The organism is Terasakiispira papahanaumokuakeensis (genome assembly GCF_001709345.1).
GTDB classification, from domain to species: domain Bacteria; phylum Pseudomonadota; class Gammaproteobacteria; order Pseudomonadales; family Halomonadaceae; genus Terasakiispira; species Terasakiispira papahanaumokuakeensis.
The window spans coordinates 2156213-2171051 of sequence record NZ_MDTQ01000001.1 but is presented as its reverse complement, the minus strand read 5'-3'; the positions used below and the strand labels follow the sequence as shown (position 1 = coordinate 2171051).

General features: G+C 49.2%; 13 protein-coding genes. 8 read left to right on the top strand and 5 right to left on the bottom strand.

Annotated features, from left to right (window positions below; all coding sequences use genetic code 11):
* Window positions 1-2: 2 nt before the first annotated feature.
* From BFW38_RS09480 to BFW38_RS09450, 7 genes are all read left to right on the top strand, one after another.
* Window positions 3-1289 (top strand): replication-associated recombination protein A, encoded by a 1287-nt coding sequence (locus BFW38_RS09480; protein ID WP_069000355.1) that lies wholly within the window; start codon window positions 3-5, stop codon window positions 1287-1289.
* A 269-nt stretch (window positions 1290-1558) separates the two neighbouring features.
* Window positions 1559-2830 (top strand): serine--tRNA ligase, encoded by a 1272-nt coding sequence (serS, locus tag BFW38_RS09475; RefSeq protein ID WP_068998210.1) that lies wholly within the window; start codon window positions 1559-1561, stop codon window positions 2828-2830.
* 130 nt (window positions 2831-2960) lie between these two features.
* Window positions 2961-3755 (top strand): hypothetical protein, encoded by a 795-nt coding sequence (locus tag BFW38_RS09470; protein WP_068998208.1) that lies wholly within the window; start codon window positions 2961-2963, stop codon window positions 3753-3755.
* 225 nt (window positions 3756-3980) lie between these two features.
* The gene (gene msrA, locus BFW38_RS09465; protein ID WP_068998206.1) at window positions 3981-4610 is read left to right on the top strand and encodes a peptide-methionine (S)-S-oxide reductase MsrA; all 630 of its coding nucleotides are present in this window, start codon (window positions 3981-3983) and stop codon (window positions 4608-4610) included.
* A gap of 101 nt (window positions 4611-4711) precedes the next feature.
* Window positions 4712-5173: a peptide-methionine (R)-S-oxide reductase MsrB gene (msrB, locus tag BFW38_RS09460; RefSeq protein WP_068998204.1), complete on the top strand. Its 462-nt coding sequence runs from the start codon at window positions 4712-4714 to the stop codon at window positions 5171-5173.
* An 81-nt stretch (window positions 5174-5254) separates the two neighbouring features.
* On the top strand, window positions 5255-5563 hold the full coding sequence (locus BFW38_RS09455; RefSeq protein WP_068998203.1) for an MliC family protein: 309 nt from the start codon (window positions 5255-5257) through the stop codon (window positions 5561-5563).
* A gap of 354 nt (window positions 5564-5917) precedes the next feature.
* Window positions 5918-7876, top strand: a complete 1959-nt coding sequence (locus BFW38_RS09450) for a methyl-accepting chemotaxis protein (protein WP_068998201.1) — start codon at window positions 5918-5920, stop codon at window positions 7874-7876.
* Between the two features lie 107 nt (window positions 7877-7983).
* Here the strand turns inward: BFW38_RS09450 and BFW38_RS09445 are convergent, their stop codons facing one another.
* From BFW38_RS09445 to BFW38_RS09425, 5 genes are all read right to left on the bottom strand, one after another.
* Window positions 7984-9345 carry a sodium-dependent transporter gene (locus BFW38_RS09445; protein ID WP_068998199.1) on the bottom strand — a complete coding sequence of 454 codons (1362 nt, stop codon included), beginning with the start codon at window positions 9343-9345 and terminating at the stop codon, window positions 7984-7986.
* A gap of 166 nt (window positions 9346-9511) precedes the next feature.
* On the bottom strand, window positions 9512-10705 hold the full coding sequence (locus BFW38_RS09440) for an amino acid aminotransferase (RefSeq protein WP_068998197.1): 1194 nt from the start codon (window positions 10703-10705) through the stop codon (window positions 9512-9514).
* A 266-nt stretch (window positions 10706-10971) separates the two neighbouring features.
* Window positions 10972-11526, bottom strand: a complete 555-nt coding sequence (locus BFW38_RS09435; protein ID WP_068998196.1) for a cob(I)yrinic acid a,c-diamide adenosyltransferase — start codon at window positions 11524-11526, stop codon at window positions 10972-10974.
* Window positions 11527-11621: 95 nt separating this feature from the next.
* On the bottom strand, window positions 11622-12290 hold the full coding sequence (gene trhA, locus BFW38_RS09430) for a PAQR family membrane homeostasis protein TrhA (protein ID WP_068998194.1): 669 nt from the start codon (window positions 12288-12290) through the stop codon (window positions 11622-11624).
* Window positions 12291-12639: 349 nt separating this feature from the next.
* A complete protein-coding gene (locus BFW38_RS09425; protein ID WP_068998192.1) occupies window positions 12640-13014 on the bottom strand; it encodes a 4a-hydroxytetrahydrobiopterin dehydratase in 375 nt (124 codons plus the stop codon).
* Window positions 13015-13422: 408 nt separating this feature from the next.
* On the opposite strand from BFW38_RS09425, the gene BFW38_RS09420 reads away from it, so the two are divergent.
* Window positions 13423-14796: a hypothetical protein gene (locus BFW38_RS09420; protein WP_068998190.1), complete on the top strand. Its 1374-nt coding sequence runs from the start codon at window positions 13423-13425 to the stop codon at window positions 14794-14796.
* Window positions 14797-14839 lie beyond the last annotated feature (43 nt).

The window sequence follows — 14839 nt, the reverse complement described above, 5'->3', positions numbered from 1 at the left end:
GCATGCGGCCGCGTACATTGAACGAATACTTAGGGCAGTCACACTTGTTGGGGGTGGATAAGCCGCTTCGGCAAGCCCTTGAAGCCGGTCAGCCCCATTCGATGATTTTATGGGGGCCGCCTGGTGTTGGAAAAACGACGTTAGCGCGTTTGATCGCCGAGCAAGGCGATCTGCGCTATGTGAGCCTCTCCGCAGTTATGAGTGGTGTGAAAGAAATCAGAGAGGCGGTCGAGCAGGCACGGGAAGCGCAAATCCGTGATGGCCGGCCGACGTTGCTATTTGTCGATGAAGTGCATCGTTTTAATAAAGCACAACAAGATGCTTTTTTGCCTTATATCGAAGATGGTACTTTTATTTTTATTGGGGCCACTACTGAGAACCCATCATTTGAACTCAACGGTGCCCTGTTATCGCGAGCTCGGGTGTATGTACTTAAACCCTTGTCGGAGCCCGTTTTACTCGAAGCACTGAAAAATGCGTTGGATGATGCCGTGCGAGGCTTAGGCGAGCGGCAGCTACACGCCAGTGAAGAGGTCTTGAGCTTTCTCGCACGAGCGGCTGATGGTGATGCACGTAAGGCCTTCAATCTTTTGGAAGTAGCCAGTGACTTGGCTCATGAACACCAGATCACCCTCGAGACGGTTAAAGAGGTGGTGCAAGAGCGCTGGCGTCGGTTCGATAAAGGGGGGGAAGCGTTTTACGACCAAATCTCGGCACTGCATAAATCGATGAGAGGGTCTGATCCTGATGCCGCTTTGTACTGGATGTGCCGGATGTTAGATGGGGGGTGTGACCCTCTTTATATCGCTAGACGGGTCGTGCGTATGGCCAGTGAAGACATTGGTAATGCTGACCCTCGTGGTGTTCAGTTGGCGTTGAATGCCTGGGATGTGCAAACCCGTTTAGGCAGCCCCGAAGGGGAGTTGGCCATTGCCCATGCGGTGGTTTATTTAGCGGTCGCGCCCAAGTCCAATGCTGTTTATAAAGCGTTTAAAGCGGCTCAACAGCATGTCAGTCAAACGCCTAGTCTTGAAGTGCCTTTGCATATTCGTAATGCGCCGACAGGCCTGATGAGTGAGCTTGGCTACGGGGTTGAATATCGCTATGCCCATGATGAGCCAGAAGCCTATGCGGCGGGAGAGACTTACTTTCCCGATATGCTGGTCGGGACGCGTTATTATGAGCCTGTGCCTAGAGGGTTGGAGTTGAAAATTATGGATAAGCTCAAGCACTTGCGCTCGTTGGATGAAGCGAGTCACCATCAACGGTCTGCTGAGCCCGATGCTTGAGTGGCACGGTTTGATGCCCGTAAGCATGGAGCCCTCTCTTGCTTTTCTTTACAATACATACGAAGCATGTCGCACTTAAATCAGTGTGTGCATGACATTGATATGATTTTCATCAGTCGCCAGTGTATGGCGGCTGATGTGTAATTTGTTCGTGTATAGTTTTTACCAATATATGGCTTTAACCGATATTGTTTGAGCCTATGTTGTTTGAGCTTATATTGTTTTCGGCCCACTTTGGTGGGCTTTATCATTAAGGACATCTGGTCGTCATGCTCGATCCCAAACTGCTGCGTAATGATCTGGACCGTGTTGCTGAGCTATTGGCCAAGCGCGGATTTAACTTAGATAAAACGGCTTTTAATACGCTGGAAGAGAAGCGTCGTGAGTTACAAACGGCTACCGAGTCGCTGCAAAATGAGCGTAACACTCGTTCGAAAGCGATTGGTAAGGCCAAAGCTTCTGGGGAAGATATTCAGCCGTTACTGGATGAAGTGGCGGATTTGGGATCCCAGCTGGATGAGGCGAAGCAAAACCTCAGCCAGGTTCAGGACGAATTAAATGACTTTCTCGCCGGCATCCCTAATTTGCCTCACGATAGCGTGCCTGTGGGGCGTGATGAGGACGATAATGTCGAAGTGCGTCGCTGGGGTACACCGCGGGAATTTGATTTCGACATTCAGGATCATGTGGACTTAGGCCAACGTGAGGGTTTGCTTGATTTTGAACTGGCCGCCAAAATCACGGGTAGCCGCTTTGCCGTCATGCGTGGTGGTATGGCCCGCTTGCATCGTGCTTTGGCGCAATTGATGCTCGATACACAAACGCTCGAACATGGCTATACCGAATGCTATGTACCCTATATGGTGAATGCTGATTCCTTGATGGGGACGGGCCAATTACCCAAGTTCGAGGAAGACCTGTTCAAAATGAACAATGAGCAGGGGTATTATTTGATCCCGACCTCTGAAGTACCGCTCACAAATACCGCGCGAGGCGAAATCTTTGAGGCCAAAGAGCTACCGGTTAAGCTCACGGCTCAAACTCCTTGTTTCCGTTCTGAAGCGGGTTCTTATGGCCGCGACACCCGCGGTATGATTCGTCAACATCAGTTTGAAAAAGTTGAAATGGTGCAATTGGTGCATCCGGAGAAATCCTATGAGGCACTCGATGAAATGGTCGGACATGCAGAGGCTATTTTACAGAAGCTAGAATTGCCTTACCGTGTCGTGAGTCTTTGCACCGGCGATATGGGCTTCGGTGCTGCCAAGACGTACGATTTGGAGGTTTGGGTACCCAGCCAGCAGACCTATCGCGAAATCTCTTCTGTCTCGAATTGCGAAGACTTTCAAGCACGCCGTATGCAAGCTCGGTTCCGCTCTCCGGATCAGAAAAAACCTGAGTTGTTGCATACTTTGAATGGCTCTGGTTTAGCCGTTGGCCGTTGTTTGGTGGCGGTACTAGAAAACTACCAGCAAGCCGATGGTCGGATCAAAGTGCCGGAAGTATTGAAGCCTTATATGGCGGGTATTGAATTTGTTTAATACTTTGTGAGTCTAATCCATATCTTGTGACGCTTGTGGTGTTGAGCGTGCCAGGCCCCTTTTTCGGGGCCTGTTTTGTCTAAGGCGCTGCGCTTGCTGTGTGATGGCAGCGTGAATCCTGGAGGTGAACATGCGTCAGGCGGGTGTTTGGGGATTGCTCGGGATTGGCCTTTTGGTTATGGGTGCCATCATGCTGGGAGTGAATGCGCGCCAGCAAGCCGTACATGATTTTGATCAAGTTCGCTGGCATCAAGGTGCTTATCACTGGGTGCGCCATAATGCTCAGGGGAAGCGGGTTGTCTCGGAGCTGGCCTCGGGACGATTCCAGCTTGAGGCGCCTGATGGCTTAATGCGGATTGAAGTCACGCTAAATCAAGGTCTTCCCGATGGTATGATGGCTATTTGGTGGTGGCGCCATGGGTCAGTCCGGCCGTTGGATGATCAAGGGCGCTGTTTGCTGCCGATGGACCTGAGAGGTGATGTGCCGGCTTTAGCTAAGGTGAGAGCGTCTTGTGGCCCCAAAGCGACTGGGGAACGCTGGGTTGAGCGTCGACTTCCGATTGCCCCTTCAGTTGCCAAGATCCAGCAGGATCATGTTCAAGGGCGCGCCATTTATCGTGATGAATATACCAATCAGCCGCGTTTAACCATCCGTTATGCTCAGGGCCAGCAAGCACAAGTGACCTCACACGATATTATTTCAGGTCAGGCGGTTTGGGTGGAGTATTGGCGTCAAGGCGCTTTTGTCTCCGGCGCGCCGGCTCAAAATCCTGACCAACGCTATACAGATCACAGCAGAATTGACGATCGCTTGTTATTGCCTTTGCTTAATCCTGAGCCCATTCACAGTCAGTTGGAAGTGACGCGCTCTGCTTTTGCCGATGCTTCAAAAGACGCCGCCTCTCAAGCGGGACCTTCTCATTGATCAGCGTTCAGCTTTTCTCTGAGTTAAGCCATCGTCGAGCTTGACTCTAAAGGGTTTGTTTTGCTGGTGTTGGCCCCATAGTGAATAGAGTGACTGGCCATGTGCTTTCATGTGGCTGATGCCTACGTTACGGCATGAATGCGGTGATCGTTATGTGGTGATATCGGTTCAATTAAAGATGTTCCATAATATGTGTCATGATGTTCAATAGAGGAGAGCGGGCCAATGACTGATGTATGCCAAGTGCCTTTTGGTGCCTTAAATGTGGGGCCAGGTCAACTACCGGAGGCTCACTATGACCCGAAACCCTCATTATCTCCGGCTAAGCTCGTATTAGCGGGGGGGTGTTTTTGGTGTGTTGAAGCTGTTTTTGCGTCGGTTGAAGGCGTGCTTGAGGTGCGTCCGGGGTATGCCGGCGGGACTTCTGAAACGGCTGATTATAAAACCATCTGTACTGGACAGACTGATCATGCCGAAGTGGTTGAGTTGAGCTATGATCCTGATGTGATTTCAATGGGTCAGCTCTTGAAGTTATTCTTTGGCATCGCCCATGATCCTACCCAGGAGAATCGGCAAGGCCATGATATTGGGCGTCAATATCGTTCGGCCATTTTCTATCGTGATGACATTCAGCAGCAAGTGGCTGAAGGCTACATACAGCAACTTATTGATGCTGAGTGTTTTAAGGCGCCACTGCAAACGCGTTTGGAACCATTGGAAACGTTTTATCCAGCCGAGGCTTACCATCATCAGTATGCCGCTTATAACCCGGATCAGCCCTATATCCAGGCCGTGGCTTTGCCCAAAGTAGAGAAGCTTAAAGCCGCGTTTCCTGAACAGCTGAAGTCCCGTTGAGCACATGTTTCATTGATCGGTTATGGGTCAGTGTTGTTTCTTTAATGTATCAAGTTTTTAACGTAGTAAGTCTTTAATGACGTTGTGAGGGGAGGCAAGCGATGACAGCAAGAGCCTTATTACCGACCGTATCCGATAGTGGTTATGATTTGACGCCTCTGACACCCGATGAGCGTGAGGCAAAAGCCGCTCACCTGAGTGATGAAGAGCGACGTGTTCTTTTAAATCAAGGGACTGAGCCTCCTTTTTGTGGTGGGTTATTGGATAACCACCAGGCCGGAGATTACTTATGTCGACTATGCGACTTGCCGTTATTCCGTTCTGAGGATAAATTTGAATCAGGCTCAGGTTGGCCAAGCTTTCATTCACCGGTTGATCGTGATCATATTGTTGAAATAGAGGATCATAGTCATGGCATGGTGCGTACCGAAATTCGGTGTGCACGTTGTGATGGCCACTTGGGGCATGTCTTTCCCGATGGTCCTGCACCAACGGGGCTGCGTTTTTGTTTGAACTCGGTGTCTATGTATTTTGCTGCGCGTGATTCGAATTCGAGACCTTGACATAAGCATTCTATATTCACTGTTTTCGTGTCTAAGGGCCTGCTTATGCAGGCTTTTTTAGTATTCGTATAAGGAGGTCGTATGCTGAAAAGACTTGTTATGGTTTATAGCCTATTATTTTGGGCAACAGGGTGCAGTTGGCAGACGTCTGCCCCCGAGCGTAATGATGTGATGTTCGTGTGTAATGAAGGAGAAAGCATTACCGTACAATTCTGGCCTCAACAAGATCGGGCGATGCTGTGGCGGGGCACTGAAACCCTTGAGCTTCAAGAAGTGCCTTCGGCTTCAGGGTATAAGTATGTCAATGGTCCCACTCAGATTCAGGGCAAAGGTGATCTTTTAACCTTGAGTATTGGTCAGAGTGTCCCACTGGAGTGCCAAGCGCAATAAATATTCGGCCGATAAGACCTTGTTGTTTGGAACCTATACCTTGAAATATGCGCCTCGAGGTGTGCTAAGAGACTGAAATTGAGGCTGAAGTTATATTTCGATGTTTGATAGGTCTATTAGCATTAAATCCTTTTTTGATACTGTCATCAACGTCTTGCAATCAAAGCTCTGAAATGTGGAGGGAAAGTCACTATATTGAAAAGGTCATGGTGCCTATATGTCGAAGCGAATCAAACCCCGATACAGGTTGTTAACCAAGGGGGGCTCAACGGAATGGAGTCATATTTAAATTCGGCATGAAGCACATCAAATAGTAGTGATCAAGTGATGATAATGCTGAAGGGGTCTACCTAGATGACAATCAGAACAAAAGTCATGGCGTTAGTACTGGCGAGTGTGATCCTCCCTGTAGTGATCATTTCTTTTATTATTCTAAATAATGTCCGTAGCCGTGCTGTTGAGGATTTTCATCAGTCTAGCCGCGTTGAAATCGGTTATGTTGATACCTTATTTTCACAATATCTCAATAATTTAGCCGAAAATGTCTCCGCGTTTGTGCGTTCAGATTTAATCGCAAAATTGGAGCCAAACGATTTGGCTCAATACGTCAATAAGCCCTCACAACCGATGACTCCTGATCAAAACTCCAGGATTGAACGGCAGATCTTTTCTTGGATGAAAAGCTTTGGAGATACCCATCCTGATTTGGCCTATGTCTGGGTCGGTACTGAAGATTCTGGCTATGTTCAGTGGCCAAAGGGGAATAATGCTGACAACTATGATCCGGTAAAACGGCCTTGGTATAGCCAAGCTTTTTCTCAAACAGGCCCTGTACGCGTACCTGCATATGCTGATGCGACCACTGGCGCCCCTATTGTTGATTATGTCCATCAATTCACGACTGATAGTGGCTTTAAAGGTGCTGTGGGTATGGATGTCACGCTGGGTAAGCTAACTGAGATCTTATCTAAGGTACGTTTTGGTGGGGAAGGCTATGTCGTGATGGTGGAAGAGACGGGAACTGTTTTGGCCGATCCTTCTGATACTGCAAATAATTTTAAACCGCTTGATCAAGCTTCCAAGCCCTATGCCTCATTAACTGATAGTACCGAGATTCAAGAGTTGCAAATCAATAATGACACTTGGTTAGCGACTGTTTATACATCGGATCAATTAGGTTGGAAATTTATTGGGTTGGTGCCCAAGAGTGTTGTGTTGGCCAGCGCAAATCAACTGGCCATGATGGCTGTGGGTCTTGTGATCGCGATGTTGATTATTTTTGGTGCTTTAGGTTATGTCATGTCTCTGGTGGTGATCCGCCCGATTAAACTGATGTCTGCGCGTCTGGCTGATATTAGTCAGGGTGATGGTGATCTGACACAACGGCTCAATGCTGACAGTCGTGATGAGTCTGGACAAATGGCAGGTGCTTTTAATACTTTTGTCAGCTCCATTGATGACATTGTGGGAAAAACCAAAACCTCCAGTCATGACATGATGGCGGTTTCACACGAATCTGAGCGCCTTTCTCATGAACTCAGTGAAGTTGTGAGCCATCAAATGAACTTTATGGATCAAGTCTCGACAGCATTTAATGAAATGGTCTCGACGGCCAATGAAGTGGCTTCAAACTGTAGCTCTGCTGCGGCTTCCGCTGAACAAAGTGAGCAGCAAGTGAATGAAGGGAACCAGTTGATTCAGCGAACGATGTCAGCGCTGGAGCGCCTCCAGTCGGAAATGAATGATGCCAATGATTCAATGATGACCTTATCCAATGAATCCAAAGGCATTGTCACCATTTTGGACACGATTAAAGCGATTGCTGAACAGACTAACCTACTGGCATTGAACGCAGCGATTGAGGCGGCGCGTGCCGGTGAGCAGGGCAGAGGCTTCGCGGTGGTGGCCGATGAAGTGAGAACGCTGGCAGGACGGACGGCTGAATCGACAGACGAGATTGAGCGACTGTTGACTCAATTGCACCAGCAAACGGATGTAGTCGCGTTGAAAATGTCATCCAGCGTTGAAGTGGTACACAGCTCCGTTGAACTGGCGTCACAGACTCAGCAAGTGTTTGGACAGATCATGCAGTCTATTCAAGCTATTGGCGAGATGATGATTCAGATTAGTACAGCGGCCGAGCAGCAGCACTCTGTTGCTGAAGAGATTAATCAAAACGTGACAATGGTGCATGATAGTACGATGAAGTCCAATGAGCTTTCTGACCGTGTTGCTCAATCAGCCGTATCTATTCATGATCTCTCCGAACAGCTACAGGATATGGTGGGACGCTTCAAATCCTCCTCACGCTGAGTGTCAGCTAGGGCGATCGTCTCATTTAGAATAGAAACATTAAAAACCCAAAGGGCCTGCACTTGTGCAGGCCCTTTTTGCTGGTGGGCGTTGAGCCCACGGTTGTATCAGCTGAATTGAATAAGCCCTAACTGCTGGGCGAAGATCAGCACAATACAAGTCGGCGTCACTAAACGGAGTACCCAGAGCCACATGGTATAAGTGTTACCCATATTAAGCTCATTGGCGGTGATTTTCCTAGGCAGAATCCAGGCTGCTAGAATCGCCATCAATAAGCCACCCAAGGGCATCAGCAGGTTGGCGGTGAGGTAGTCGATATTCTCAAAAATAGTGCGACCAAATAGCTTCCAGTCCGCCCCAATATTAAAAGAGACAATGGTCCCCAAGCTCAGCAACCAGACAAGCAAGCCAAGAATCACGGCTGCTTTGGGGCGACTCCAGCCAAAGCGTTCTGTGACCATGGCCATGGAGGCTTCAACCATCGAAATAGATGAAGTGAGCGCGGCCAATACCAACATAACGAAGAATATCGTGCCAAATAGGCTGCCAAAAGGCATCTGTGCAAATGCTGTGGGCAAGGTGACAAAGAGTAAGCCTGGTCCTGAGCCGGTTTCTAACCCATTGGCAAAAACAATCGGGAAAATGGCCATGCCGGCCAGTAATGCAATGGCGGTATCAGCGAAGGCCACGGTCAGCGTAGTTTTGACGATTGATTTATCCTGAGGGAGATAAGCGCCATAAGCGATAATGGCCCCAGCCGCTAGACTCAACGTAAAGAAGGCATGGCCTAAAGCGGAGAGGATGCCCGTTGGTGTGATTTTGCTGAAATCAAAGGCGAATAAGAAAGTGAGGCCATCGATAAAGCCACCAGAATTACCCGCGTAGATCACCATGGCAATGAGCAAAACGACCATGCCGGGCATCATCCAGCCGACATTGCGCTCTACACCGCCTTGAACCCCTAAACCGACGATAGTCATCGTAATGACCACAATCAATGTGTCCCAAATCAGCAAGCGTCCAGGGCTTTCTAAAAATTGCCCAAAGGTTTGCCCGACCAATTCTGGGCTAGCCCCTGAAAGCTGGCCTGACGCCATCGTGAGCACATATTCAAACGACCAGCCAGCGACCACAGCATAGAAGGTAAGAATCAGAAAGCCTGATAGCATCGACATCATGCCCACAATGCGCCATAAAGGGGATGCACCGCCTTCTATGGCGACTTTACGGACGGCATCAATCGGGTTGCTGCGGCCTCGTCGCCCCATCATGATTTCTGTCATCATCAGTGGAATACCCACCAATAAAATACACACGAGATAAATAAGAACGAAGGCGCCACCTCCGTTTTCTCCCGTCATATAAGGGAACTTCCAAATATTGCCTAAACCTACGGCAGAGCCGGTGGCGGCTAGGAAAAATCCCCAGCGCCCGAGCCAGAGAGTATGTGGTTTATCAGTCTGAGCCATGCTTGTGTTTCCAGTGATGATTGCTGTCTTGATCTTGTAAAGGGCGCCATCTTAACTGGTCAGTCAGTTTTTTGCTTGTTTTGGCGCATGAAAGGAATAAAAAGCCGCCCAGTGTGGGCGGCTGAATGATCAATCCTATCAGGGGGTGATCAAACTGTGGGGTGCTTTAGCGGCAGACGGCCGCCAACGCTTGGCTGAAATAAGTGAGGTTGTGCTCTGTCAGGCCTGCCATGTTCATGCGGCCGGTACTGACCATGTAAATACCAAACTCTTTTTGGAGGTGGGTTACCTGTTCAGGTGTTAATCCCGAATAAGAGAACATGCCACGCTGTTCAGTAAAACATGTAAACTGCTGATCCAGTCCATGAGGTTTGAGTGCGTCGACAACCGAGTGACGAAGATGGCTAATGCGTTGACGCATCTGGCTTACCTCGTCATGCCACAATGTGGACAGCTCTTGACTGCCTAAAATCGTCGCGACAATCGCACTGCCATGAGCCGGTGGGTTCGAATAGTTGGCGCGTGCCACGACAGCGATTTGGCTGCGAATAGTCTCCATTTGGGTTGCATCTGCTGCTATAGCAACAAAAGCGCCCACGCGTTCACGATACAAACCAAAGTTCTTGGAGCATGAAGCTGTGATCAAAACTTCTGGTAATTGCTCGGCAAACAGACGAACCGCATAAGCATCTTCTTCCAAGCCATCACCGAATCCCTGATATGCAAAGTCCAATAAAGGCAGGAGCTGTCGTTCGCGGATAAGCTCAAGGAGCTGTTGCCATTGTGCTTGGCTGAGATCAAAGCCAGTCGGATTATGGCAGCATGCATGCAGTAGCACCACATCACCGGCTTGGGCTTGCTGTAAATCTTCCAGCATGCCACTGAAGTCAAGCTGGTTGTGTTCATCCACATACCGGTATTGCGCTGAGGTTAGGCCTGCCGCTTTGATAATGGCATGGTGGTTCGGCCATGTCGGGTTGGAGACCCAGACTCGGCGATCTGTCCCCAAGCAGCGGCTGATAAAGTCATGGGCAATACGTAGCGCCCCCGTTCCGCCGGGAGACTGGGTCAGGCTAGCACGCTGTTGAGCCAATACGGGGGACTGCTCTCCCAGAATCATCGGCAACATGTGCTGTGCGAAGTCGGGGGCACCATGAGAGCCAATGTAAGCCTTTGTGGTTTCTCGCGTGAGCAATAAGGCCTCGGCTTCTCGAACAGACTGAAGAATTGGCGTATGCCCTTGAGAGTTTCGGTATACGCCAACCCCTAAGTCAATTTTATTGGGGTTGTTATCTTGATTGAACAGTTCAATCAGTCCCAGGATGGCGTCTCCGGGTACGCGTTCGATCGATGCGAACATGAGTGTCTTATCCTCGCCGCTAGTGCGCTGAGTGTGATCAAATCAGATGCTGGGCTCGCAGCATCCGGCCTGCCAATAAAAACCACTTGTCATCTAGTTTAACTTACCCCTCAGCCTGAATCACGATTGTGCATAGGGTTATGCGTTTTGTGCATGACGGGGTGTGCCACTGATGAAGGGGCTTTTAAATCACCACACTTTACCTGCCTTAAAAGCGCCTGTTGTGTCTATACACTAGCTTTTCCTGCATGCCCTATGTTGGGGCGTTATGCATCTTGACCGCTGTGCCACAATATTTCTTCACCTGTATCACGTGCCAAACGGCGAGCCATAATAAATAGCAAGTCAGATAAACGATTGAGATAGGCTTGTCCCACAGGGTTTAAGCCTTCGATTTCGTGGCTGGTGCCTGTCCATTGACGTTCTACACGGCGGGCTTTGGCGCGAGCTAGGTGACATTGTGCGGCGACTTTGGACCCTCCCGGTAAAATAAAATCTTTGAGCGGGGGTAATGTGCTGTTGAGGGTTTCAATGGCCTGATCGAGGCGCTCAAGCGCGGCTTCTCCTAACGCTTGGTGGCCAGGCATGGCTAATTCGCCGCCAAGATCAAATAAATGGTGCTGGAGCCGGGTTAATAATGGGGCGAGTTCATGTATATCAGGATCAGGAAGCAGTGCTTGGAGCATGCCGAGTTCACAATTGAGCTCATCCAGTTCGCCCATTAAGGCAATACGAGGGTGGTGCTTGGGTAGACGTTGCCCATCTGCTAGCCCTGTGATGCCTTCATCCCCTGTGCGGGTTGTAATTCGAGTTAAACGCATGGCCGGCCTCGTGATCGATAACTCTAGGATAGGGGTGTGAGTTTAGTTTATCCCAGTGGTGGTTTATCTCAGTGGTTGTTTATCCCAGTGGTTGTCTATCCCAACTGTGGCAGTACACCGTAGACCATCGCAAAGTAGTGGCAGACGCTACCGCCAATGCAGAATAAGTGCCAGATGGTATGGTTAAACGGAATCTGCCTAACCAAATAAAATAGAACGCCAACAGTATAAATAACACCGCCGCTCACCAGTAGATTCATGCCGAGCGGACTGATATTCGCGACGATATCACCATAGGCAAAGACGATCAGCCAGCCCATCAATAAATAAATCATGACGCGAATAAATCGAAAGCGCTCGGGCCAAAGTAGCTTCAAAGTGATGCCACCAATAGCGAGAGACCAAATTATGACGAATAAAGTCCAGCCGATTGGGCCACGCATATTGACGAGCAAAAAAGGCGTGTAAGTGCCTGCAATTAATAAGAAAATTGCACAGTGATCAAACAGTTTGAAAAGCTTTTTAAGGCGCGGATGTTGAACTCCGTGATAAAGCGATGACGCGGTATACAGCAAAATTAAGCTGAGGCCATAAATGCTAAAACTGACCAGTTTCCAAGCATCAACATGGGCCGTGATGCTTGTCATCACAAGCAATGCCACCATGCCTGTTAACGATAAAACAGCACCGATCCCATGGGTGATGCTGTGTAACCATTCCTCAAGCTTGGAGTAACCTTCTTCGTTGTACCAGTGCTGGCTCATGACGAATTTTCTTCCTGCGTGTTTAATACACATTCTCAGCTTGCGGCAGGCTCAGGTCACAGTCAAATCAAATGCTTTAATGGCACGCCTGATTGTGCGTTGGTTGTGCGCTAAAAAAAGAGGGCAATCGATTTGAAAGCGCTCAATAGGTTTAAAAGGGTTGCAATCCGTGGATGAGGCATATTCGGATTAACGGATAATCACCGCCTAATGCGATTCAGACGATGATCATGGCCGCTGATCATCATGTTCCGCTTGATGATGAGATAGGGATGATGATAAAGGGTCGCCATGATCATCGAGTTTTTAATGGATTTAATGATTTTTGGGTATGGCATGTCCAGCAGACTTAATGGCGCAGTCCTGTCGCCTGCTGTGCGGCCTGATCGGTTTGTGCCGCCATAATGAAGTCATTATGGTGCAATCCTTTGATCTTATGACTCCACCATGTGACGGTGACTTGGCCCCATTCCGTCAGCAAGGCGGGGTGATGACCTTCCGCTTCTGCCAGAGCGCCAATGCTGCAAGTGAAATCCAGTGCGTGCTGGAAATTATCGAAATAGAAAATACGTTGTAGTTGGTCAACCCCTTCATGGTTAATTAATTGCCAGTCAGGAAGCTGATGTTGTCGTGCTGATATGGCTTCTGGCGTGAGCTTAGGGGCATCCTTATGACAAGCTTCGCAATGTTGCTGACTTAACGCTGATAATGTATCGGTTGTCATCGTAATCTCCTTCTCGGTGAGGCAGGATCGTTCGGATGCGTCTGTCATCGAGTGCTTACCGTGTTTATTCGTACCCGTGAGTCACTCTGACATGCTCGCGCGGGTGGCGTAAACCGTACTTTGTGGCTTGACATCGATGGTCTAGCATCTTGTGATCGTGGTTTGGTGTTTGTTGAGGTTGTTTATTGGGATCGTGTGCTGAGGTTACGTGCTATGAGCGGTTGTATGTTGGAGCCAACAAAAGCGCACTGAAACGGCTCATGGCATAATGACTGCTTTATGGCGAATGGGCGAAATCCCAATCCATCGGGTGTTATTGCTGACAAAAGTGATGACTGAATAAGTAGAAGTGACGACTGAACAAAGAGTAATTCATGAGTAGAGCATTCTTGATACGCAGTGTGTGCTATGACCCCTTGGCTTAATCTTTTACTGGCAACGACACGGCTGCTCGATTTGCATGATTCGGCCCATGCACCAGGGTCTGCTGCGGTACAGGTCGGTCGCGAGGAGCGCCCAGGGCGACGTGATGGCTTTTGGCTCGAACTGGCCTGTTTGATGTTGGATTATTTATTAGAAGAAGATTATCGCACCAATAGTGCTTTTGTCCCCCAATCTCGTTGTTTGAGTTACTTGAGACAGTTTGAACCTGGCCTCAAGGCCGATGATGTGCTGTATCTCGTTAATATGTTGGCCACTCCGAGTGAGTTATTTTTCCGTCGACGCCAGATGGAAGATGGGGTTGCCCTTCAGGCCAGTACCAAACAAACGGCTTTGCTCGAAAAACAGCGTCAGACAGGGTTGGTGAGGCTTAGTAATAGTGGGCGGCAGGCGGCACAACTTTCATTGCAGGTTGAAGATTTACTTTATTCTGAACACGATGCAGCCAAAGTGTTAACGGCGATGCGCCGGGATGACTATGCGCGAGTGCCAGATTTATGCAATCGCTTGTTATTGACTATTCGCGGCATGACACAGGCCCTGCGACAAATGCGCGAGAACCCGACACGTGAGGGTAAACTGGAGGCTTTTAGGGCCCAACAAAAGCACTATCACCATGCCTTAAATGGCCTCCAGAAAACGCTGTTGGATTGTCGGCAGCAGATGAGTGTCCCGCAGTGGCGCGAGCGGTTTATTCAATGGGCTGATCAGCAAGTTCCTCCCTGGGATTTAATGCAGCTTTCGGTCAGCCTTAATCGTGTCTTAAATGCGATTGAGAATTTAAGTCGGCGACTGAGTGAGCTTTTGGCTGATATTGCTGAAGATCGCGTTCAAAGTATGGGGGTGACTGACTTTATGGCATTGGCTCAGCAACTGCTGTTGACGCCGCCGAGTGAGTCTCAGCAAGACGCTTTAATCGGACAAATTATACCCTGGCAGCTGTCGGTGTGTATTCCCGATATAGAGCCCCTGACGCGTTTGATTCGAGTGGAGCGTAGTGAGCGTTCCACTCGCACTTTAGTCTTTGATGAAGGGGAGGCGTTGTCGCAGGATGCCACTGCCTTGCAACGGTTCATTTCGACTCATGGTCCGGCAATGCGTGAGCGGTTGTCGCAAGGTCCCTTGCCGCTTTCTGAAGCTTTAGCGTGTGGTTGGGCTCAACTTGGGGACGATGACAGCTTGCCCCAATTGATTAATATGTTTGTCGACCCTGGTCAATTAGATCCGGCGCTGGAGGTTGCGTTGGAGTCTCCTTCTATCCCATTTGAATATGTCATGCCGGATGGCCGTCGACTGACTGGAGATGACCCTCGTCTACGTTATCGTGTGAACGATGAGTGAACCGTTATCATTGCCTACTTGTTGTTTTTTTATTGCTTGCTTG

Excerpts from the sequence above, each read along its gene's own strand:
- BFW38_RS09480 (WP_069000355.1), top strand. The coding sequence starts at position 3 with ATGCGGCCGCGTACATTGAACGAATACTTAGGGCAGTCACACTTGTTG.
- serS (WP_068998210.1), top strand. The coding sequence starts at position 1,559 with ATGCTCGATCCCAAACTGCTGCGTAATGATCTGGACCGTGTTGCTGAG.
- BFW38_RS09470 (WP_068998208.1), top strand. The coding sequence starts at position 2,961 with ATGCGTCAGGCGGGTGTTTGGGGATTGCTCGGGATTGGCCTTTTGGTT.
- msrA (WP_068998206.1), top strand. The coding sequence starts at position 3,981 with ATGACTGATGTATGCCAAGTGCCTTTTGGTGCCTTAAATGTGGGGCCA.
- msrB (WP_068998204.1), top strand. The coding sequence starts at position 4,712 with ATGACAGCAAGAGCCTTATTACCGACCGTATCCGATAGTGGTTATGAT.
- BFW38_RS09455 (WP_068998203.1), top strand. The coding sequence starts at position 5,255 with ATGCTGAAAAGACTTGTTATGGTTTATAGCCTATTATTTTGGGCAACA.
- BFW38_RS09450 (WP_068998201.1), top strand. The coding sequence starts at position 5,918 with ATGACAATCAGAACAAAAGTCATGGCGTTAGTACTGGCGAGTGTGATC.
- BFW38_RS09445 (WP_068998199.1), bottom strand. The coding sequence starts at position 9,345 with ATGGCTCAGACTGATAAACCACATACTCTCTGGCTCGGGCGCTGGGGA.
- BFW38_RS09440 (WP_068998197.1), bottom strand. The coding sequence starts at position 10,705 with ATGTTCGCATCGATCGAACGCGTACCCGGAGACGCCATCCTGGGACTG.
- BFW38_RS09435 (WP_068998196.1), bottom strand. The coding sequence starts at position 11,526 with ATGCGTTTAACTCGAATTACAACCCGCACAGGGGATGAAGGCATCACA.
- trhA (WP_068998194.1), bottom strand. The coding sequence starts at position 12,290 with ATGAGCCAGCACTGGTACAACGAAGAAGGTTACTCCAAGCTTGAGGAA.
- BFW38_RS09425 (WP_068998192.1), bottom strand. The coding sequence starts at position 13,014 with ATGACAACCGATACATTATCAGCGTTAAGTCAGCAACATTGCGAAGCT.
- BFW38_RS09420 (WP_068998190.1), top strand. The coding sequence starts at position 13,423 with ATGACCCCTTGGCTTAATCTTTTACTGGCAACGACACGGCTGCTCGAT.